Source organism: Kitasatospora sp. Root107 (assembly GCF_001424875.1).
In the GTDB taxonomy this organism is placed as follows: Bacteria; Actinomycetota; Actinomycetes; order Streptomycetales; family Streptomycetaceae; genus Kitasatospora.
Genome location: NZ_LMCT01000073.1, coordinates 66941 through 87663, shown reverse-complemented (window position 1 = coordinate 87663; position 20723 = coordinate 66941). Strand labels below are relative to the sequence as shown.

Genomic DNA, 20723 nt, shown 5'->3' with positions numbered 1-20723 from the left:
CCGGTGGCACCGCGGCGCCCGTGCCGATGGAATGGACCGCATCGTCCCGTCCGCCACAGCACACCGGGGAGCGCAATGCGTTGGGGAACCGCGGCCATGGTGGCCGCCGCCGCAGTCGGAGCAGGTGCCGCGGCCGTCCTGCTGCTCGGCCGCAAGGCGTCCGACGGGGTGGTCAGGCCCGGGCGGGCCGAGCCCGGTGCCGGCGCCGACCTGCGGGTGCACGACCTGGCCCCCGGCGGGGTGGTGATCACCCGCAGTACCGCCACCGCCCGACCCGGCCGGTACGCGCTGGAGTGGCGCGACGGCGGCCACGCGGTGGTCGGCGAGGTGCTCGGCACCGGCCCGCAGACCGTCACCCGTCGCCTCGAACGGGTGGACGGCGGATCCCTGCAGATCGGCGACAAGGTCGAACTGACACCCCGGGTGTACGTCGGCGACCCGCGCTCGGCCCTCGGTCTCCGCTACACCGAGACCGTGGCCAAGGGCGACCTCGGTGAGCTCCCGGCCTGGTACATCGACGCCACGCGCGGTACCTGGGTCATCCTGGTGCACGGCCCCGGCGCGGACCGTTCGCAGGCGCTGCCCGTCCTCCCGCTGCTGCACACACTCCAGCTGCCCACCCTGACCGTCACCTACCGGGGTGACGGGGACGCCCCGGCCTCGCCGGACCGGCTCGGGCACTTCGGCGAGACCGAGTGGCAGGACGTCGAAGCGGCGATCCGGCTGGCCCTGGACAGCGGCGCGGGCCGGGTGATCCTGTACGGCTGGTCGGTCGGCGCCACCATGGTGCTGCAGGCCGCCGCCCGGACGGCCTGGCCGGAGGCGGTGGCCGGGCTGGTGCTGGACTCCCCGGTGCTGGACTGGTCGCAGACCGTCCGCCGGGAACGCGCCAAGGCCGGGGTGCCCGCCGCGCTCGCCGAACTCGGCGCCCTGGCCGCCGAGGGCCGCAGCAAGGTCGACCTGGCCGGCTTCGCCCGGCTCGCCTCCGGCGCCGACCTGCACGTGCCAGCTCTGCTGCTGCACAGCCCCGCCGACTCGATCGCCCCCTGGGACGCCGCCGCCAGGCTGGCGGAGCTGCGCGGCGACCTGGTCAGCCTGCACCCCGTCCCGCACGCCGAGCACGCCGCACTCTGGAACGCCGACCCGGCCGGCTACACGGAGACCCTCCGCCGCTGGCTCACCCCGCTGCTCTAGCGGTGGCCCCGAATCGGGGAACGAGCTCGTGAAATGACCGCTGGCGTCTGGTTTGCCCCTTGCCCGGGAAAAGGCGATGTGACAGAAGGCCCACGCACGGGGAAGACTGCACGGCGTGACGTCTCGGAATTCGCGCGACCGTGATGCCCCGCTCCCGCCGACGATCGGTACCGGGGCGACGGTGACCCGTCTCCCCGGCACGGCCCGCCGCGGTGACACCGCACAGCCGGGCAGCACCCCCAGTACCACCTCCGCCCCCCGCCGCCGTACCCCCGCACCCAAGCCCGGCCGTGGCCGGGCCCCGGTCCCGGAGGGCTTCCCCGCACCCGCCGAGCTGGCCCCACTGGCCCGCCGGATGCTCGCCGACGCGGTCCGGATCGCCCGCTGGGCCGGCGAACTCGACGAGGTCGACAAGCGCGGCGAGCTGCTCCCCGAGGACGCTCGCGCGGCCGGCCGGGCGCTCGCCATGACCGTCGGCGCCGCCGCCAACGCCTGGGGCCAGGCCCTGCTGGTCGGCCTGGTCGAGGCCCGGGACGGCGGTGCCACCCCCGGGTGGCGGCTGCATGCCTGGGAGCACGACGACGAGGCCGTGGTCCGTGGCTGGTCCGCGCTGTTCGACGCCTGGACCCTGGTCGCCCCGATGCCGCCCGCCGCGATGCGCGGCGTCTTCGCCGTGCTGGCCGGGCAGGCCGTGGACCAGGCACCCCAGCTGCTCTCCTTCCTGCACCTGGTGGACGGTCCGGTGGCCGACAGCGAGCTCCTGGAGCTGCTCCGCCGGGGCCTGGACGAGCGCAGGGTGGCCGCCGGGGCCACCCCGCTGTCGCCCGTCCCGCACGCCGCCTCCGCCGTCTCCGCGGTCCGCGGCACCTGCCGCGAGCCGCAGATCGACACCCCGCACTCGCCCGCCGACGTGGCGGCCGTACTGGACTGGATGCTGGACGGCCTGGCCGCCGTCGGCGCGCTCACCCGCCAGGACGAGGCGGCCGAGCTCTCGCCGCTCGGGCACTGGGCGGTCCGGGCCAAGCTGGAGGAGATCTGCACCGTCGCGCAGACCGCCGCCGGCCACATCGAGCAGAGCGCGCTGGAACTGCTGGACGCCTGCGCCAGCTACTCGCCAGGACCTGCCAGGGCCGAGTACCGCGCCTGGGTCGCGGCCCGGCCGGTGGACCGCGCGGTGGCCGAGCTGCTGGACGCCGCCCGGGGCGACGACGCGCTGCTGCGCGGCCTCGCCTTCGAGGCGCTCCGGGTCGCCGGGGGCACCGCCGAGCAGGCGGTCCGGGCGGCCGTGGACGAGGGCGTCCTGCGCCCCTACGCGCTGCTCTGGCTGGCCGAGCAGTCGGACGAGGTCGGTGTGCTGCCCTCGGACGTCCTGACGGCCGAGGACGCCGCCTGGCTCTGGGTCGACACCGCCGCCGCCGTGCTGGACCACGGCGAGACCGGCCTGCTGGTCGGTCACGTCGAGGGCGCCTCGGCGGGGGAGCCGGTCCGGCTCTTCAACCGGGCCCGGCAGTCCGGTCACCCGCGGGCCGCCTCGGTCCTCACCGCCGTCGCCGGGGTGCACCCCGACCCCGCGGTGGCCCGGGCGGCGCGACGGTCGGCCTTTAGCGTGCACAAGGGCGGCGCTTAAGCCGTCCGGCCTAGCCTCGGTCCCAGGAGCTCGGGGAGGGGCGGCGGGTATGCGGAGTGCGGACCGGCCCGCGACCGCGCCTGGCCTCCTGAACGGGTGCGCCGTTCTGCGAAGTCGGCGCTGCTGCTCCCCGAGCCCCTACACGTGTGACGAGACGCGGAAGGGCCCCTCTCCCGAGCGGGAGAGGGGCCCTTCGCGTGCTGTCCGGGATCCGGGGTCAGCAGCCGCGCGACTCGGCGCGGCGGGCGCGGACGTCCCCGACCTTCTGGCCCACCTTGCGGCGGATCACCAGCAGCGGTGCCATCGCGGCCAGCGTGATCTGGGCGATCGCACCGACGTGCATCAGGGTGTCACCACCGGGCAGACCGGCGGCCCAGGCCGCCAGGCAGCCGATCGAGACCACGATCCAGCAGAGCGTGGCGGTGGCCAGCAGGCCCTGTGGCTTGGGGTACTCGATCCGACTGACCATCAGGTACGCCACCCCGAAGATCATCAGCAGACCCGGCACGAACGGCGGGTCCAGCAGGACGATCGCGATCACCGTCATGGCACCCATCGGGCAGGGCATGCCCTGGAAGATCCCCGGCTGCATCTTGACGGCCGAGAACCGGGCCAGCCGGAGCACCACCGCCAGCAGCACGGTGAGGGCGATCAGCGCGGAGAAGCGCTGGTCCTGGCCCGGGCTGACGATGCCCCAGACCGCCACGAAGTAGGCGGGGGCGATGCCGAAGCTGATCAGGTCGGCCAGGTTGTCGAGCTCCGCACCCAGCGCCGAGGAGCGCAGCTTGCGGGCCACCAGGCCGTCGAACAGGTCGCACATCGAACCGATCAGCAGCAGCGTCACCGCGGTGGCGGCACTGTGCTTGTCGGGGCCGGCGGCGGATGCGCCGGTGATGTGCGGCATCAGGACCCCGGTGGTGATCGAGTAGATCGCCAGGAAGCCGCAGACGGCGTTCCCCAGGGTCAGGAAGTCGGCGGTGGAGAGGTGCTGCGGCGAGCGCGGCGCACGGAGCTCGCGGTCGCGCGCCCAGCGGCGGCGGCGCAGGTCCGTCTCCTCGTCCTCGTTGAGGCCGACTAGCGTCTCAGGATCAGTCACGGTCAAGGCGCGTCACCCCGGCAGTGGTCTTCTGGCCGACCTCGACGCCGACCTCGACGCCGGCCGGCAGGTAGGTGTCGACCCGGGAACCGAAACGGATCAGACCGATCCGGTCACCCTGCTCGACCTTGGTACCGGCGTCGACGTACGGCACGATGCGACGGGCCACGGCCCCCGCGATCTGCACCATCTCGATGTCGCCGAGCTCGGTGTCGAAGTGCCACACGACCCGCTCGTTCTGGTCGCTGTCCTTGTTGAACGCCGGGACGAAGCCCCCGGCGACGTGCTCGACGGACGTCACGGTGCCGGGCAGCGGTGCGCGGTTGACGTGCACGTTGAGCGGGCTCATGAAGATCGCCACGCGGGTGCGGCCGTCCGGCCAGGCGTCGATCGACTGCACGACACCGTCGGCGGGTGAGATGACCCTGCCGGTCCCGATCTCACGCTCGGGGTCGCGGAAGAACCACAGCATGCCCGCGCTGAGCGCACAGGCCGGTACCGCCGCCACGGCCCACTTGCCGCTCCGCCTGGTGAGGGCGGTGGTGAGGGCGGCGGTGGCCAGCGTGGGGACGAACCAGGGGGTGGCTCCGCGCGCGATGGTGACGCGTGGGCGCCGACCGTTCGCCGGGGCGAGGGCATCGCCGACCGGAGCGGAGGAGTGAGGGGACGGGCTGATGGGCATCGAATACCTTAGTCGCGGGCCCCGACTGGCGGAGCTTGGCACCTGGACGGGGGCCAACCGCGGGATCGAGTGATAAAGGGACGGCGTGCTGTCCCGGAGGATGCTATCGGGACCAGGCGGTAGGTGGGCAAGCCGCCTGCTGCTTGAGGTGTCCTGTGCGGTGCCGATCCGTGCCTGCTATGTGTACGACCGTAGCTCGGCCGACACCGGTTCCCCAAGGGGTCCGACATGCCGCGTGACCCATGTCTCAGTGCGTACGCGGCCCACGGAGGGGCCTCCGGGGGCGTGCGGATGCAGCCGTAGGGCGCATACCGACCGGTACACGCCCTACGGTTCCGCCGGGGCCGGCCCGCACGCCGGGCCCCGGTATTCCGTGCCGGACTCAGTCCGCCAGGCGGTACTCCTCCAGGAGCCGGCGCCCGACGATCATCTTCTGGATCTCCGCAGTGCCTTCACCGATCAGCAGCATCGGAGCCTCCCGGTACAGCCGCTCGATCTCGTACTCCTTCGAGAAGCCGTAGCCGCCGTGGATCCGGAAGGAGTCCTCGACGACCTCCTTGCAGTACTCGGAGGCCAGGTACTTGGCCATTCCGGCCTCCAGGTCGTTCCGCTCGCCGCTGTCCTTCTTGCGGGCGGCCATCACCATCATCTGGTGCGCGGCCTCGACCTTGGTGGCCATCTCGGCCAGCTTGAACTGGATCGCCTGGTGCTCGCAGATCTTCTTGCCGAAGGTGGAGCGCTGCTGGGCGTACGAGATGCCCAGCTCGAAGGCGCGACGGGCCACTCCGCAGCCACGGGCGGCCACGTTGACCCGGCCGACCTCGACGCCGTCCATCATCTGGTAGAAGCCCTTGCCGGGGACGCCGCCGAGCACGCGGTTGGCCGGAATGCGTACGTCCTGGAGCACCAACTCGGTGGTGTCGACGCCCTTGTAGCCCATCTTCTCGATCTTGCCGGGCACGGTCAGGCCCGGGACGGTCGGGTTCGGTCCGAAGCCCGGCGTCTTCTCGATCAGGAAGGTGGTCATGTTCTTGTACGGGCTGGAGCCGCCCTCGTCGGTCTTGCAGAGCACCGCGACCAGGGTGGAGGTGCCGCCGTTGGTCAGCCACATCTTCTGGCCGTTCAGGACGTACTCGTCGCCGTCCCGGACGCCCTTGGTGGAGATCGCGGCGACGTCGGAGCCGAGGCCGGGCTCGGACATCGAGAACGCGCCACGGATCTCACCGGCGGCCATCCGGGGCAGGAAGTACTCCTTCTGCTCCTGGGTGCCGTGCGCGTTGATCATGTGGGCCACGATGAAGTGGGTGTTGACGATGCCGGAGACCGACATCCAGCCACGGGCGATCTCCTCGACCACCAGCGCGTAGGTGAGCAGCGACTCGCCGAGCCCGCCGAACTCCTCGGGGATGGTGAGGCCGAAGAGGCCGAGCTGCTTCATCCCCTCCACGATCGCGGTGGGGTACTCGTCCTTGTGCTCCAGCTCGTTGGCGACCGGAATGATCTCCTTGTCGACAAAGTCCCGCACGGTGGCGAGGATGTCCCGCTGGATCTCGGTGAGGCCGTCGGTCTGTGCGAGGCGTCCCATCGTGCGGCTCCGAATGTCTAAGAGGGTGGGCGGTGATTGCGGGGCCCCACCGGCGTGACTCGGTGGGGCCCCATGACCGGAGAGGAGCCGATGACGGCGGCTCCTCGGCCGGGGCTCTGGGTGGCCGGTCTCTAGGAGAGCGGCTCGGGGCGGCCGGGCTGCTCGCCGCCGCGCGCCTTGATGTACGTCTCGGTCGGCACCATCACCTTGCGGCGGAAGATGCAGACGACCGTGCCGTCCTGCTTGTAGCCCTTGGTCTCGACGTAGACGATGCCGCGGTCGTCCTTGGACTTGGACGGCCACTTGTCGAGCACCACGGTCTCGCCGTAGATCGTGTCGCCGTGGAAGGTCGGCGCGATGTGCCGCAGCGACTCGATCTCCAGGTTGGCGATCGCCTTGCCGGAGACGTCCGGGACGGACATGCCGAGCAGCAGCGAGTAGATGTAGTTGCCCACCACGACGTTCTTGCCGAAGTCGGTGGTGTTCTCGGCGTAGTTGACGTCCATGTGGAGCGGGTGGTGGTTCATGGTGAGCAGACAGAACAGGTGGTCGTCGTACTCGGTGACGGTCTTTCCGGGCCAGTGCTTGTAGACCGCGCCGACCTCGAACTCCTCGTAGGTGCGTCCGAACTGCATCGCGTCAGGCCCCCGGAATCTCGAACTTGCTGGTGCGCTCCATGCCGGCGGCCCGGCCCTTGCCCGCGATGACCAGGGCCATCTTGCGGCTGGCCTCGTCGATCATCTCGTCGCCGAGCATCGCGGAGCCCTTGGCGCCGCCCGCCTCGGAGGTGCACCAGTCGTACGCGTCGAGGATCAGCTCGGAGTGGTCGTAGTCCTCCTGCGAGGGCGAGAAGATCTCGTTCGCCGCACCGACCTGGTCCGGGTGCAGGACCCACTTGCCGTCGAAGCCGAGGGCGGCGGCGCGGCCGGCCACCTCGCGGTAGCCGTCGGGGTTGCGGATCTGCAGGTACGGGCCGTCGATGGCCTGCAGGTCGTGCATCCGGGCGGCCATCAGGATCCGCATCAGGATGTAGTGGTACGCGTCGGCCGGGTAGCCGGGGGGCTGCTGGCCGACCACCAGGGTCTTCATGTTGATCGAGGCCATGAAGTCGGCCGGGCCGAAGATGATGGTCTCCAGCCGGGGGGAGGCGGCGGCGATCTCGTCGACGTTCACCAGGCCCTTGGCGTTCTCGATCTGCGCCTCGATGCCGATCTTGCCGACCTCGAAGCCCATGGTCTTCTCGATCTGGGTGAGCAGCAGGTCGAGCGCCTTGACCTGGGTGGCGTCCTGGACCTTCGGCAGCATGATGCAGTCGAGGTTCGGGCCGGCGCCCTCGACCACGGTGATCACGTCGCGGTACGTCCAGTGGGTGGTCCAGTCGTTGACCCGGACGACCTTGGTCTTGTTGCCCCAGTCGCCGTTGTTCAGGGCGTCCACGATGTTGTGGCGGGCGCTCTCCTTGACCAGCGGGGCGCAGGCGTCCTCCAGGTCGAGGAAGACCTGGTCGGCCGGGAGGCCCTGGGCCTTCTCCAGGAAGCGCGGGTTGCTACCCGGCACGGCCAGGCAGGAGCGGCGGGGGCGCAGGCGGTTGACAGTCATGAGGGTGGGTCGGTCCTTCCGGGTCAGCTGGTCGCGGCGGTGGAGGTCGCGGCCCAGGGCTGAAGCCTGTTGGCGAGCCGGATCTCGTCGACGATCCGGCCGATGATGGTGGTGATGCCGAAGTCCTTCGGGGTGAAGACGGCAGCGACGCCGGCGGCCTTGAGGGCCTCGCCGTCCGCTGCGGGGATGATGCCACCGACGATCACGGGCACATCCTCCACCCCGGCCCGGCGGAGCCGGTGCAGGACGTCCGGAACCAGCTCGGGGTGAGCACCCGACAGGATCGAGAGGCCGACGCAGTGCACGTCCTCGGCGACGGCGGCGGAGACGATCTGCTCGGGCGTCAGACGGATGCCCTGGTAGACCACCTCGAAGCCGGCGTCGCGGGCCCGGACGGCGATCTGCTCGGCGCCGTTCGAGTGCCCGTCCAGGCCGGGCTTGCCGACCAGCAGCCGGAGCTTGCCGGTGCCCAGCTCGGCGGCGGTGGCCGTGACCGCCTCACGGACGGCCGCCAGCTCGCCGCCGGGCTCGGCCGCAACCGCGACCGGGGCGCCGCCGACGCCGGTGGGCGCGCGGTACTCGCCGAAGACGTCCCGCAGGGCGAAGGACCACTCGCCGGTGGTGACGCCGGCACGGGCGCAGGCGAGCGTGGCCGGCATCAGGTTGTCGGTGGTCACCGCGGTGGCCTTGAGAGCCGCCAGGGCGGCCTGGGCGGCCGTCTCGTCCCGCTCGGCGCGCCACTGCTGAAGCGCAGTCAGGACGGACTGCTCGGAGGCCGGGTCGACCACCATGATGGCGGTGTCCAGGTCGGCGGTGAGCGGGCTCTCCTCGGTGGTGTCGAAGCAGTTCACCCCGACGATCTTGTCCTCGCCGGACTCGATCCTGGCCCGCCGGGCGGCGTGCGAGGCGACCAGGTTGGACTTGAGGTAGCCGGACTCGACGGCCGGGATCACCCCGCCCATCTCCAGCACCTTGGCGATCTCGGCCTCGGCGCCGGCCAGCAGCTCGGCGGTCTTGGTCTCGATCACCTCGGAGCCGTTGAAGATGTCGCCGTACTCCAGCAGGTCGGACTCGTAGGCCAGCACCTGCTGGATCCGCAGCGACCACTGCTGGTCCCACGGCCGGGGCAGGCCGAGCGCCTCGTTCCACGCGGGCAGCTGGACGGCGCGGGCGCGGGCGTCCTTGGAGAGCGTGACGGCGAGCATCTCCAGCACGATGCGCTGGACGTTGTTCTCCGGCTGAGCCTCCGTCAGGCCGAGCGAGTTGACCTGGACGCCGTAGCGGAACCGGCGCTGCTTGGGGTCCTGGATGCCGTAGCGCTCCAGGGTGACCTGCTCCCAGAGCCGGGCGAAGGCGCGCATCTTGCACATCTCCTCGACGAAGCGGACGCCCGCGTTCACGAAGAAGCTGATCCGGGCCACCACCTCGCCCATCCGCTCGGCCGGGACCTGCCCGGAGTCGCGGACCGCGTCGAGCACCGAGATCGCCGTGCACATCGCGTACGCGATCTCCTGGACCGGGGTGGCCCCGGCCTCCTGGAGGTGGTAGCTGCAGATGTTGATCGGATTCCACTTCGGGATGTTCCCGACCGTGTAGGCGATCATGTCGGTGATCAGGCGCACCGAGGGGCCGGGCGGGAAGACGTGCGTCCCGCGGGAGAGGTACTCCTTGACGATGTCGTTCTGGGTGGTGCCGGTGAGCTTGGCGATGTCGGCGCCCTGCTCCTCGGCGACCACCTGGTAGAGCGCCAGCAGCCACATCGCGGTGGCGTTGATGGTCATCGAGGTGTTGGTCTGCTCGACCGGGATGCCGTCGAACAGCGCCCGCATGTCGCCGACGTGACCGACCGGCACACCGACCCGGCCGACCTCGCCGCGGGCCAGGATGTGGTCCGAGTCGTAGCCGGTCTGGGTGGGCAGGTCGAAGGCGACCGAGAGACCGGTCTGACCCTTCGCCAGGTTCTTCCGGTAGAGCGCGTTGGAGTCACTCGCGGTCGAGTGGCCCGCGTAGGTCCGCATCAGCCACGGACGGTCCCGGTCGGCCATCAGACGTTCCTGAAGCGGTTGATCGCCGGCAGGTGCTTCTCCCGGAGCTCCTGGTCGCGGACGCCCAGGCCCTCCTGCGGGGCCAGGCAGAGCACGCCGACCTTGCCCTGGTGCCTGTTCTGGTGCACGTCGAGGGCGGCCTGCCCGGTCTGCTCCAGGGTGTAGACCTTGGAGAGGGTCGGGTGGATCTTGCCCTTGGCGACCAGGCGGTTGGCCTCCCACGCCTCGCGGTAGTTGGCGAAGTGCGAGCCGACGATCTTCTTCAGCGACATCCACAGGTAGCGGTTGTCGTACTGGTGCATGAAGCCCGAGGTGGAGGCGCAGGTGACGATGGTGCCGCCCTTACGGGTGACGTAGACCGAGGCGCCGAAGGTCTCCCGGCCGGGGTGCTCGAAGACGATGTCCACGTCCTCACCACCCGTCAGCTCGCGGATCCGGCCGCCCAGGCGCTTCCACTCGCGCGGGTCCTGGGTGTTCTCGTCCTTCCAGAACTTGTAGCCCTCGGCGCTCCGGTCGATGATCGCCTCGGCGCCCATGGCCCGGCAGATCTCGGCCTTGGCGTCGTTGGAGACCACGCAGATCGGGGTGGCGCCGCCGGCCAGCGCGTACTGGGTGGCGTACGAGCCGAGGCCACCGCTGGCGCCCCAGATCAGCACGTTGTCCCCCTGCTTCATGCCCGCACCGTTCTGCGAGACGAGCTGGCGGTACGCGGTGGAGTTGACCAGGCCGGGGGAGGCGGCCTCCTCCCAGGTGAGGTGCTTCGGCTTGGGCATCAGCTGGTTGGTCTTCACCAGGGCGATCTGGGCCAGGCCGCCGAAGTTGGTCTCGAAGCCCCAGATCCGCTGCTCCGGGTCCATCATCGTGTCGTTGTGGCCGTCCGAGGACTCCAGCTCGACCGAGAGGCAGTGCGCGACGACCTCGTCGCCCGGCTTCCAGGCGTTGACCCCGGCGCCGGTGCGCAGCACCACGCCCGCGAGGTCGGAGCCGAGCACGTGGTACGGCAGGTCGTGACGCTTGGTCAGCGGCGAGAGGCGGCCGTACCGCTCCAGGAAGCCGAAGGTGGAGACCGGCTCGTAGATCGAGCTCCACACGGTGTTGTAGTTCACCGCGCTGGCCATCACCGCGACCAGGGCCTCGCCCGGGCCGAGCTCGGGCAGGGCGACGTCGTCGAGGTGGAGGGACTGGCGCGGGTCCTTGTCGCGGCTGTCCAGGCCGGCGAACATCTGCTCCTCGTCCTTGTGGAGCGTCACCGCCCGGTAGGACTCCGGCAGCTTGAGCCCGGCGAAGTCCGCCGGGGTGCTGTCGGTGCTGAGGATCGCGTCGAGGATTTCCTTCATGGCTGCCTCCGAAGGCGTACCTGTGTGAGGGCGCACAGGGCGTCTGGGGGAGCCGGGAGCGGACACCGGCTTCGCTGGTTCGGTCTGTGGGTGGGAAGTCTGGAGTGGCTGCGACGGATGGTGGTGTCGCACCCGGACACGGCGCGCCGAGGTGGGGAGCCGCGGCGCCGCGACTGGTGAGGAACAAGGTAGTGGCACCCTGTGCCACTAGTAAAGACACCGGGTGCCATCAATTCGAGTGAATCCGACGACCGTTCGACCGGACCCCAAGGGGCGCACAGAGGGCCCGCCCCGGCGAACCGGAACGGGCCCTCTGAAACTGCTCTGACCTGCGTAAACCTCAGCCTGCGGCCGAAGTCAGGGCGGCCCTGATCCGGTCCACCACCTGCTCCAGCGGGGCGTCCGTCCGGGTCACTGTGATGAGAACCTCACCACCGGGGCTGGCACTCAGTGCGCTCACCGTGGCGGCCTCCAGCGACGACCCGGGTGCCACAGTGGCACCGGGTGCCACTGTCGTCCCACGCCGTCGCACCCCGGTCGGGGCCGTCGCCCAGAAGGTCGTGCGGATGACGTCGAAGGAGTGGTCGAGCTGCGCCTCCACGTCGCCCATCCCGCCGGCCCGCAGCCAGCGCCGCAGCACGTGGTTGTGGGCCGCCACCACCGCCGCCGCCGAGACCTCGGCCAGCATCGAGTCGTCGTCCCCGCCGCGCTGCCAGCCCGGCGGGATCTCCTCGGCCGCGTCGAAGCGGCCCAGCAGGTAGCGGGTGAACAGCCGCTCGTACCGGGAGACCACCGCGATCTCCCGCTCGCGCAGTGCCGCGACCTGACGGATCAACTGGTACCTGGCCACCGAGACGCCCGGGGTGGAGGCGTACATCCGGAGCACCTCCTTGATCCCGCGGCACACCACGTCGAGCGGGTGCTCCTCGGAGTCGGCGCTGGCCAGCAGGTCGGCCACCCGGACCAGGGTGTCGTCGTGGTCCGGGAAGATCGCCTCCTCCTTGGACCTGAAGTACCGGAAGAAGGTCCGCCGGGCCACCCCGGCGGCGGCCGCGATCTGGTCGACCGTGGTCTCCTCGTACCCCTGGGTGGCGAACAGCTCCATCGCGGCCGAGGCGAGATCCTGCCGCATCTGCTGTCGCTGGGCGGCCGCCCGGCGGTTGCCGGCCCCGGCCTCGGTGGCCGGCCGGACGCCCTCCGGACGCTCCGGGGCTGACTGTTCGGATGACTGTTCCCGGTCCATGGCCGGAACGCTACACGTACCGGGTGGCGGGCCAACCGGCTTTGTCCGGCGCAGTGGCGGCACCGGGGCGGCCACCACCGGACGGGGCCACCGCCCGGTCACCGAGCCCGGACCCCAAGCAGGCCGTACGGCCCGTCCGCCGACCGGGTGCTGACTGCCCGGCAGCCCGCCCGGAGGTGGCGCCTGGCCGGTCATCGGCGGGCGTGGTCGCGGAATCCGCGACCGGTCTTGCGGCCCAGGCAGCCGGCCGCGACGAGGTGTTCCAGCAGCGGTGCGGCGGCCAGTCCCGGCTCGCGGAACTCCTGGTGCAGCACCTTCTCGATGGTCAGCGAGACGTCCAGACCGACCACGTCCAGCAGCTCGAACGGACCCATCGGGTAGCCGCAGCCGAGCTTCATCGCGGTGTCGATGTCGTCCACCGTCGCGTAGTGCTCCTGGAGCATCCGGACCGCGTCGTTCAGGTACGGGAAGAGCAGCGCGTTCACGATGAACCCGGCCCGGTCGCCGCACTCCACGGCGTGCTTCTTCACCGTGCCGCAGAGCGCCAGCACGGTGCTGGTGACGTCCGGCGCGGTCAGCACGGTGGAGACCACCTCGACCAGCTTCATCGCCGGGGCGGGGTTGAAGAAGTGCATGCCGATCACGTCCTGCGGCCGCGAGGTGGCGGTCGCGCAGCTGATCACCGGCAGGCTGGAGGTGGTGGTGGCGAGCACCGCGCCGGGCTTGCAGATCTTGTCCAGGGTGGCGAACAGCTCGCGCTTGACCGCCAGGTCCTCGGCCACCGCCTCGACCACCAGGTCGACCTCGGCCAGTTCGGCGTACCGGCCGCTCGGGGTGACCTGGGCCAGCGCGGCGTCGCGCTGATCGGCCGTCAGCCGGCCCTTGGCCACCGAGCGCTCCAGCGAGCGGGCCAGCTGGGCCTTGGCCTTGTCGGCCTTCTCCTGGCTGCGGGCGGTCAGGATCACCTGGTAGCCGGCCTTGGCGAACACCTCGGCGATGCCGGTGGCCATCGTGCCGGAGCCGCAGACCCCGACGCTGCGCACCACGCGCCCGGCCACCCGGGCCGCCTGCGCGGCGCCGGACTCGGCGACCACCCTGGAGGAGCCGGGTGCCTCGTAGGTGTAGAAGCCGCGGCCGCTCTTCCGGCCCAGCAGCCCGGCCGCGACCAGCTGGCCGAGGATCGGGGCGGGGGCGTGCAGCCGGTCCTTGGACTGCTCGTACATCGCCTCCAGCACCGTCCGCGCGGTGTCCACGCCGATCAGGTCGAGCAGCGCCAGCGGGCCCATCGGCAGGCCGCAGCCGAGCCGCATCGCGGCGTCGATGTCCTCCCGGGTGGCGTACTTGGACTCGAACATCGCGGCGGCCTGGTTGAGGTACGCGAACAGCAGCCCGTTCACCACGAAACCGGCCCGGTCACCGGCGGCGACCGGCTCCTTGCCCAGCTCGCGGGCGAAGTCGGCGGCCTGCTCGGCGACCTGAGGAGTGGTCAGCACGGTGCGGACCACCTCGACCAGCTTCATGGTGTGCACGGGGTTGAAGAAGTGCAGGCCGAGCACCCGCTCCGGGCGGGCGGTGGCGGCGGCGATCCGGGTCACCGAGAGTGCGGTGGTACCGGTCGCCAGCACCGTTTCGGGCGGGCAGATCCGGTCCAGCTCGGCGAAGATCTCCCGCTTGAGCTCCAGCTGCTCGGGGACCTCCTCGATCACCAGGTCGGCGATCGCGGCCGCGTCCAGCTGGTCGCCGACCGAGATCAGCGCCAGCAGCGTGGTGCGCTCCTGCGGGGTCAGCCGCTCGCGGCGGACCGCCTCGGCGGTGGCCTCCTCGATCCGGGCCAGCGAGCGGGCCGCGCTGTCGGGGCCGGCCTCGATGCCGATCACCCTGCGCCCGCTGTGTGCGACGGCGACGGCGATGCCGGCGCCCATGGTGCCGAGTCCGACGACCGCGACGGTGGGGAAGGGACGCTCCATTGTCCTGACTCCTTGTCATGGGGCCCCGCGCCGCCCGTCCGCGCCGGGCGCATCCGCTCGTCGTCGAGCAGCGGCCGTCAGGGCAGGGAGGAGGGTACGGCGGAGCGGGGAGAAGGTGATGACGGTTGCGGCGTCACGCGGCATGCCGGTCCGCTCCGGCTGTGCTGCGGCTGTGCCGTGGTACTCAGGCGCACTGAGAGATGTCGCTGTGCGAGATGTCGTTGTCGCGCTGAAGTCCCGTACCGCGTCCGGAAGGCGTGCGATGGCACGTCGGACGGCGGCCCCGCCAGTGCGGCTCCCGAAGCCCGGCGGTGGTGCGTGCGGTCACTGTAGCGAAGTTACTTCGAGGTAGGAAGGGTGCCCAGGGTTTCCTTCCGGCGCAGGGTGCGCACCGCCGGGACGCTCAGCAGGACCAGGAAGGTCAGCAGGCAGATCACGCTCGATCCGAACAGCGCGGGCCGCGCCCCGACCGCCTCGCTGACCGGACCGGCCAGCACCTGGCCCGATCGGGAAGGCGATCAGCGAGCCGCAGACGTCGTAGCCGTACACCCGGTTCAGCCCCTCGGCGGGCACCTGGGTCTGCACGCTGGTCGCCCACATCACACGCCGAGCACGCTGCCGATCCCGAACGCCGTCCAGACCAGGCCGAGACCGGCCGAGCCGTGGTCCTCCGCCACCAGCAGGGTGGTCAGCGGGTGGATCGGGCCGAAGGCGGTGACGCCGTTCACCACCCAGGCCAGGATCACCGCCCAGAGCCAGGTCCTGGAACGGAACTCCTGCCAGCCCTCCCGCAGGTTCTGCCAGGTGGAGGCTGTGCGGGCGGCGGTGGTCGTGGCGGCCTGCGCGGCGGTGGGCAGCCGGAGCAGCAGCAGGCAGAGCCCGCTGACCGCGAACGTCCCGGCGTCCAGCGCGAGCACCAGCGGGACGCTGCCCGCCGTGAGCAGCAGCGCGGCCAGTGCGGGACCGCCCATCGCGGCCAGCGACTCGGCCACCCGCAGCGTGCCGTTGGCACGTTGGATGTCAGTCGCCACCTGCGGCACCACGCCGGCCACGCCGGGCTGGAACATCGCGGCGGCCGGGAAGGGCTCCTTCTGGTCCGGACGCCAAGGGATCACCCGAGGGCTGGACAAGGGCCGTCTCGCGGGGCGAACGAACGGCCGACGGCCCCCGCTCCTCGGTGGGAGCGGGGGCCGTCGGGTGGAGCAGAGCGGTATCAGTGCACGAGCACCGGGACGGCCTCGTCCGCACCGGCGGCCGCGGCCTGGTGGGCGTCCGGGCGACCGGTGTTGATCAGGACCGCCGCGATCGCGGCAGCCAGCAGCATGATGCCGAAGGACCACCAGATGGCGACCTGGGTGCCGTGCACCATGGCGTTCAGCTGGAGCAGCTGCGGGCTGGTGGCACCGGCCGCGTGCGAGGCGACGTACGCGGTGCCGGCACTGGCCGCGATGGTGTTCAGCAGCGCGGTGCCGATGGCGCCGCCGACCTGCTGCGAGGTGTTCACCATGGCCGAGGCGACGCCCGCGTCCCGCGGCTCGACGCCGTAGGTGGCCAGGCTCATCGCGGGCATGAACGCGGTGCCCATGCCGAGGCCCATCAGGATCAGACCGGGCAGGATCACCGCCGGGTAGGAGGTGTCGGTGCCGATCTGGGTGAAGATCAGCAGGCCGAGGGCCGCGGTCACGAAGCCGGGAGCCATCAGCTTGCGCGGGGCGACCCGGGTCATCAGCCGGGTGCCGATCTGGGTGGAGCCGATGATCATGCCCGCCACCATCGGCAGGAAGGCGACGCCGGTGGTCACCGGGCTGTAGTGCAGCACCTTCTGCAGGTAGTAGGTGAGGAAGAGGAACAGCCCGAACATTCCGATGATCGCGACACCGAGCGAGAGGTAGACGCCGCCCCGGTTGCGCTCCAGGAGCACGCGCAGCGGCAGCAGCGGGGCCTTCACCTTGGACTCGACCAGGACGAAGAGCGCGAGCAGCACGGCGGAGGCGACGAACAGACCGATCGTCACACCCGCGGCCCAGCCGTCCTCGTTGGCCCGGGTGAAGCCGTAGACCAGCGCGACCAGACCGGTGGTGACCAGCAGCACGCCGGGGATGTCCAGCTTGTTGCGGTTGCGGCCCTCGGCGGGCTCACGGATCACCATGATGGCCCCGGCCGCGGCGACCACCGCGAACGGGATGTTGACGAAGAAGGTCCAGCGCCAGTTCAGGTACTCGGTGAGCAGACCGCCGAGGATCAGACCGATGGCGCCACCACCACCGGCGATCGCACCGTAGATGCCGAACGCCTTGGCCCGCTCCTGGCCGGTGGTGAACATCACCGCGAGCAGCGAGAGGGCGGCCGGGGCGAGCAGCGCGCCGAACACACCCTGCAGGGCGCGGGCGCCGAGCAGCATGCCGGTGTTGGCGGCCGCGCCACCGAGGGCGGAGGCCAGCGCGAAGCCGATCAGGCCGACGATGAAGGTGCGGCGACGGCCCCAGAGGTCGGCGATCCGGCCGCCGAACAGGAGCAGGCTGCCGAAGGCGAGCGCGTAGGCCGTGATGACCCACTGGCGGTTGCCGTCGGTGATGCCGAGGTCCGCCTGGGCGGACGGCAGGGCGATGTTCACGATGGTGGCGTCGAGGACGACCATCAGCTGCGCGAGGCCGATGAAGCCGAGCGCCTTCCAGCGGCGTGGATCGGGCGGTGCGACGGTTCCGGACATGGAGGTACCCACTTAGGTGCGAGGTTCTGTGAAAGCTGGGAGAACTGGGCGCGCCGGATCGCTGGTACGGCGCAGAAGTCGATGAGGTGTCAGGTGCGGCGTCGGAGCTGGTGTGGCGCTGGTGTGGCGTCAGGTGGCGCGAGGTGTGGCGTCAGTCGGATCGGCGGAGGTCCTCCATGGTCACGGCGTGACCTGGCAGCTCGGAGCGGGCCGGGGCCCGCATGCCGTCCAGCAGGATCTGGAGGTGGCGGTGGACGAAGCCGTCCACCGCCATGCAGTCGGTGCCGGGCAGCGGCCGGGTGAGCTGGGTGACGGTGGCCAGGTAGTCGCCGGGACCGATGTCGGTACGGAACAGCCCCGCCTGCTGGGCCCGGGTGATCAGCTCGACCACGGTGTCCTTCAGCTGCTCACCGGCCTGCTCCAGTTCGAGGGCGTCCGGGTCGCCGTGCTGCGAGATCAACGGGCAGAGCGCACTGATCCGCTCGTCGGCGGCCGCGTGCGTGAAGCGGGCGACCGCCGCGAAGGCGTCCGGCTCCTCGGCCGTCGCGGCCCGAGCGTGGCCGATCATGTTGTGCATCACCGAGAGGGTGACGTGGTGGATCAGCTCACGCCGGTCGGCGAAGTTGCGGTAGACCGTCGCGTTGCCGACGCCGGCCCGACGGGCGATCTCGTCGAGCGGGACATCCGGCCCCTGCTCGACGAACGCCTCCCGGGCGGCTTCGATGATCCGCGCCCGATTGCGTGAGGCGTCGGCCCGTAGGCGTGGCGCGGTCGCCTTCTCGGCAGCGGTGACAGTCATGGTCCAACTCCCCTCGGGCCCCCGTACCGGGGACTGGTTCCCCGGATAACTCGAACATAGCGTCAAACGGGGAGGATGTCCCCGGATATTTCGGCTGATGATGTGACCTGCGTCACAGATGAAAACCAGTGGGTTGACAGGGCCCCGGCCGCTTAGGGTGAGCGCCGCGGGGGCGGCTCCGCGGCGTGCTTCCTTCTCACTCACTCCTATTGAATCCGAGTGCGCCCATTCTCCGCCCCCGCACTGACATCTCCGCCCGGGGCACCGCCCCGTGAGGCGTCCCGAGGGGGAAGAAGCCACCGCGATGAGCCGCGATCTCGACACACTCCTGCTGCACCGCCAGAGCCTGGTCGTCGTCCCGACCCGCCCCGGCGCCGAACCGGACCGGCGCAGCCGGGACGGGCTGGCCGTGCTGGAGTCCGACCTCGCACTCCGTGGTTACCGGCTGACCGCCCCGCTGCACGCCGCGCTCGCCCGGCAGAGCCCGGTCGCGCTCAAGCAGACCGGCACCGAACTGCTCCGCCGGATCGACCTGCTGACCGGCAACGAGCGCCGCCACCAGCCGCTGTTCCACGGCTTCCCGGACAGCGTCTCCCGCGAGGCGCACTCGCTCTACTCGGCCCGGATCCACGCCTTCCTGCGCAACCAGCCCGATCTGACGTGCAGTTGGTGTGACCTCGGGCGCTCCGTCGAGGTGCTGGCCCCGTGCGGGCACCTGATCTGCGAGGACTGCCTGGACGAGGTGGTCTCGCTCGCGGGCTGCCCGCTCTGCGGGACGGCGCTGACCCGCGCCGATGCACCGCCGGCACCGCTCGCCAGCCGCGAGATCCGGGCCGACGCCGTACTGCACCGCCTCCGGCTGGCCGTCGACCCGGCTGCCGCTGCCCTGCTGGAGCTGGGCCGACTGCTCGCCCGGCAGACCCCGCTCAGCCCGCAGGACCGTGACGACCTCGCCGTTCTGCTCGACAACGCGTCTGCCGATCCCGGCAGTTGGCTGCCCGAGGCGATCCCGGTCCGGGAGACCAAGGCCACCGTGCTGGCCGAACTCCTGCACCGTGACCTGCCCGGCACACTGCCCGCCCTGGCGGCCAGGCTCGGCACCGCCACCGACGGGCTGCGGTTGCTCTGGGCCTGGTGCGGCGCCGACCCCGACCTGCTGGCCGACAAGCCGCCCCGGCTGCTCGGCGTCCCGCGCCCGCTCCGCCGGGCGCTGCTCGCCGCCCTGGACGCGCTGCCGCTCGCCGGTGCGGCCGAGGACATGCTGCGCCACCGCGCCGCCTGGCAGCGCGCGGGCGAGGCACTGCACCCGTACGAGTACCACCGCCGGTTCCCGAACGCGGCTGCCGCCTTCGCCGTGATCCGGGGCACCGACCTGCTCCAACACCCGCTGGGCGACAGCCTGTTGGCCGCCTCGCTGCCGACCGCGGGCACCGCCGGCGGACGGAACCGACTGACCGTCACCACTTTCGCGTCCCGGATCGAGGCCGCGCTGGCGACCGGCGACGTACCCGGAGCCGTCACCCTGCTCGCCCACCGCCCGGGCGAACTGGCGCGCCGACTGCACCACCTGCTCCGCACTCACCACCGCTGGGCGCCCGACGCACCCTGCCCGCCCGCACTGCTCGCCGTCCTCCCGGAGACATTGCGCAAGGTCGCGCCCGGCCCGCTGCTCGGCGCGTACGGGCGGCTGCGCGCGCCCCGGCCGGACAACGAGCGCCGGCTGTACTTCCCGCGCGGCCACACCGCGCACACCCACGCCCGTACCGACTGGGGCGCCGCGCTGCCCGCGCGGCTCAGCGCACCGGTCTGCGCGCTGATCGAGGCCGAGCTGCTCCGCCGGGCCGCCGCCGGTCAGGACCGGTACGATCTCGCGCTGCTGGACGAGGAGTTGACGGGTCTGACCGTACCGGCCGTGGAGCGGGCCAGTGCCCGCTCGCTGGTCGCGGTGCCGCGCGGCAGCGTGCTGTCGCTGCCCGACGGTGGCCGCCTGCGGCTTTTCCTGCACTGGCTCCAGCCCAAGGGCGTCCGGGTCGACCTCGACCTCTCGGTGGCGTTCTACGACGCGGACTGGGCGCTCACCGGTCTGTGCGACTACACCAAGCTGGTGTACGGCGCCCGGACGGCGGTGCACTCCGGCGACTTCACCTCGGCGCCGAACGGCGCGACCGAGTTCGTCGACCTCGACCTGGCCGGGCTGGCCGCCGCCGGCGCCCGGTACGCCGTGGTCGTGGTGTTCAGCTACAACGACGTCGCCTTCGACGAACTCCCGGACGCCTACACCGGTTTCATGACCCTGAGCGAGCCCGGCCGGTCGTCCGGCCCGCTCGACCCGAAGCACGTCACCCAGCGGCTCGACCTGGCCGGCGCCGCCAAGGTCGCCGTTCCGATGATCATCGACTGCACGACGTCCGCCGCCACTCCGGCCGCCTCGGCGTGCTCGCCTCCGACGTCCTGAACCACTTCGCCCCCGGCGCCCGGGCCACCCTCGGCGACCTGGCCGTCGCCACCGCGGCCGCCACCACCGACCAGGTCCTGATCCGCTCCGGCAGCACCGTCGCCACCTACCACCGCGCCCCGGACGAGCCCGTAGCCACCTTCGCCACCCGCATCCGCGACCGCCACCACCCCGACCACACCGGCCCGTTCGACCCCGCCGATCTCACCGACCGGTGCGCCTTTCTGGCCCTCCTGAACGCCGACCTCCCCGCCGTCCCCGCCCTGACCGGTACCCTCTACCGCCTCTACCCCGGCGCCCTCGACTCCACCTCCGGCCTCGACCGGCTCACGGCCGGTGACCTGGTCGCCCGCTTCGCGCCGGAGGCGTAGGGAGGATGGGGGC

17 protein-coding genes are annotated in these 20723 nt (G+C 71.6%); 4 read left to right on the top strand and 13 right to left on the bottom strand.

The genetic code is table 11. From position 1 onward, the window contains the following. The first annotated feature begins 75 nt into the window (after nucleotides 1–75). Both ASC99_RS35990 and ASC99_RS35985 read left to right on the top strand, forming a co-directional pair. A complete protein-coding gene (locus tag ASC99_RS35990; RefSeq protein ID WP_057240197.1) occupies nucleotides 76–1194 on the top strand; it encodes a S9 family peptidase in 1119 nt (372 codons plus the stop codon). A gap of 181 nt (nucleotides 1195–1375) precedes the next feature. Further along, nucleotides 1376–2821, top strand: coding sequence for a hypothetical protein (locus ASC99_RS35985; RefSeq protein ID WP_057240195.1), 1446 nt, complete (start codon nucleotides 1376–1378; stop codon nucleotides 2819–2821). Between the two features lie 217 nt (nucleotides 2822–3038). On the opposite strand, the gene ASC99_RS35980 is transcribed toward ASC99_RS35985, so the two are convergent. From ASC99_RS35980 to ASC99_RS35925, 13 genes are all read right to left on the bottom strand, one after another. After that, nucleotides 3039–3923: a phosphatidylcholine/phosphatidylserine synthase gene (locus ASC99_RS35980; protein WP_057240193.1), complete on the bottom strand. Its 885-nt coding sequence runs from the start codon at nucleotides 3921–3923 to the stop codon at nucleotides 3039–3041. Beyond that, nucleotides 3910–4599 (bottom strand): phosphatidylserine decarboxylase, encoded by a 690-nt coding sequence (locus tag ASC99_RS35975; protein WP_221503563.1) that lies wholly within the window; start codon nucleotides 4597–4599, stop codon nucleotides 3910–3912. The genes ASC99_RS35980 and ASC99_RS35975 overlap by 14 nt, the downstream gene beginning before the upstream one ends. 382 nt (nucleotides 4600–4981) lie before the next feature. Continuing rightward, nucleotides 4982–6184 carry an acyl-CoA dehydrogenase family protein gene (locus ASC99_RS35970; RefSeq protein WP_057240191.1) on the bottom strand — a complete coding sequence of 401 codons (1203 nt, stop codon included), beginning with the start codon at nucleotides 6182–6184 and terminating at the stop codon, nucleotides 4982–4984. A gap of 131 nt (nucleotides 6185–6315) precedes the next feature. Further along, on the bottom strand, nucleotides 6316–6819 hold the full coding sequence (locus ASC99_RS35965) for a MaoC family dehydratase (RefSeq protein WP_057240189.1): 504 nt from the start codon (nucleotides 6817–6819) through the stop codon (nucleotides 6316–6318). Nucleotides 6820–6823: 4 nt separating this feature from the next. Further along, a complete protein-coding gene (locus ASC99_RS35960; protein ID WP_057240187.1) occupies nucleotides 6824–7783 on the bottom strand; it encodes a CoA ester lyase in 960 nt (319 codons plus the stop codon). 23 nt (nucleotides 7784–7806) lie between these two features. Next, on the bottom strand, nucleotides 7807–9828 hold the full coding sequence (locus tag ASC99_RS35955; protein ID WP_057240185.1) for a protein meaA: 2022 nt from the start codon (nucleotides 9826–9828) through the stop codon (nucleotides 7807–7809). After that, entirely contained in the window at nucleotides 9828–11165 is a 1338-nt protein-coding gene (ccrA, locus tag ASC99_RS35950; protein WP_057240183.1) for a crotonyl-CoA carboxylase/reductase, read from the bottom strand. The genes ASC99_RS35955 and ccrA overlap by 1 nt, the downstream gene beginning before the upstream one ends. A 340-nt stretch (nucleotides 11166–11505) precedes the next feature. Next, nucleotides 11506–12408, bottom strand: a complete 903-nt coding sequence (locus ASC99_RS35945) for a TetR family transcriptional regulator (protein WP_057240181.1) — start codon at nucleotides 12406–12408, stop codon at nucleotides 11506–11508. A gap of 191 nt (nucleotides 12409–12599) precedes the next feature. Next, a complete protein-coding gene (locus ASC99_RS35940; protein WP_057240179.1) occupies nucleotides 12600–14375 on the bottom strand; it encodes a 3-hydroxyacyl-CoA dehydrogenase family protein in 1776 nt (591 codons plus the stop codon). A 338-nt stretch (nucleotides 14376–14713) separates the two neighbouring features. Further along, the gene (locus ASC99_RS39260) at nucleotides 14714–14872 is read right to left on the bottom strand and encodes a hypothetical protein (protein WP_157531970.1); all 159 of its coding nucleotides are present in this window, start codon (nucleotides 14870–14872) and stop codon (nucleotides 14714–14716) included. Nucleotides 14873–14974: 102 nt separating this feature from the next. Next, complete coding sequence (locus tag ASC99_RS35935) at nucleotides 14975–15490, bottom strand: MFS transporter (protein ID WP_157531969.1); 516 nt, start codon at nucleotides 15488–15490, stop codon at nucleotides 14975–14977. A 98-nt stretch (nucleotides 15491–15588) separates the two neighbouring features. Continuing rightward, nucleotides 15589–17085 (bottom strand): MFS transporter, encoded by a 1497-nt coding sequence (locus ASC99_RS35930; protein ID WP_057240175.1) that lies wholly within the window; start codon nucleotides 17083–17085, stop codon nucleotides 15589–15591. Between the two features lie 151 nt (nucleotides 17086–17236). Continuing rightward, nucleotides 17237–17884 (bottom strand): TetR/AcrR family transcriptional regulator, encoded by a 648-nt coding sequence (locus ASC99_RS35925; protein ID WP_057240173.1) that lies wholly within the window; start codon nucleotides 17882–17884, stop codon nucleotides 17237–17239. Between the two features lie 304 nt (nucleotides 17885–18188). Between ASC99_RS35925 and ASC99_RS35920 the strand changes: the two genes are divergently transcribed. Beyond that, nucleotides 18189–20339, top strand: a complete 2151-nt coding sequence (locus ASC99_RS35920; RefSeq protein WP_057240171.1) for an MXAN_6230/SCO0854 family RING domain-containing protein — start codon at nucleotides 18189–18191, stop codon at nucleotides 20337–20339. Then, nucleotides 20318–20710, top strand: a complete 393-nt coding sequence (locus tag ASC99_RS41620) for a hypothetical protein (protein ID WP_057240169.1) — start codon at nucleotides 20318–20320, stop codon at nucleotides 20708–20710. The genes ASC99_RS35920 and ASC99_RS41620 overlap by 22 nt, the downstream gene beginning before the upstream one ends. Nucleotides 20711–20723: the final 13 nt, after the last annotated feature.

Coding starts and splice junctions, on each gene's coding strand:
- ASC99_RS35960 (WP_057240187.1), bottom strand. CDS start 7,783: ATGACTGTCAACCGCCTGCGCCCCCGCCGCTCCTGCCTGGCCGTGCCG.
- ASC99_RS35925 (WP_057240173.1), bottom strand. CDS start 17,884: ATGACTGTCACCGCTGCCGAGAAGGCGACCGCGCCACGCCTACGGGCC.
- ASC99_RS35945 (WP_057240181.1), bottom strand. CDS start 12,408: ATGGACCGGGAACAGTCATCCGAACAGTCAGCCCCGGAGCGTCCGGAG.
- ASC99_RS35970 (WP_057240191.1), bottom strand. CDS start 6,184: ATGGGACGCCTCGCACAGACCGACGGCCTCACCGAGATCCAGCGGGAC.
- ASC99_RS35920 (WP_057240171.1), top strand. CDS start 18,189: ATGAGCCGCGATCTCGACACACTCCTGCTGCACCGCCAGAGCCTGGTC.
- ASC99_RS35940 (WP_057240179.1), bottom strand. CDS start 14,375: ATGGAGCGTCCCTTCCCCACCGTCGCGGTCGTCGGACTCGGCACCATG.
- ASC99_RS35965 (WP_057240189.1), bottom strand. CDS start 6,819: ATGCAGTTCGGACGCACCTACGAGGAGTTCGAGGTCGGCGCGGTCTAC.
- ASC99_RS35955 (WP_057240185.1), bottom strand. CDS start 9,828: ATGGCCGACCGGGACCGTCCGTGGCTGATGCGGACCTACGCGGGCCAC.
- ASC99_RS35930 (WP_057240175.1), bottom strand. CDS start 17,085: ATGTCCGGAACCGTCGCACCGCCCGATCCACGCCGCTGGAAGGCGCTC.
- ASC99_RS35990 (WP_057240197.1), top strand. CDS start 76: ATGCGTTGGGGAACCGCGGCCATGGTGGCCGCCGCCGCAGTCGGAGCA.
- ASC99_RS35975 (WP_221503563.1), bottom strand. CDS start 4,599: ATGCCCATCAGCCCGTCCCCTCACTCCTCCGCTCCGGTCGGCGATGCC.
- ccrA (WP_057240183.1), bottom strand. CDS start 11,165: ATGAAGGAAATCCTCGACGCGATCCTCAGCACCGACAGCACCCCGGCG.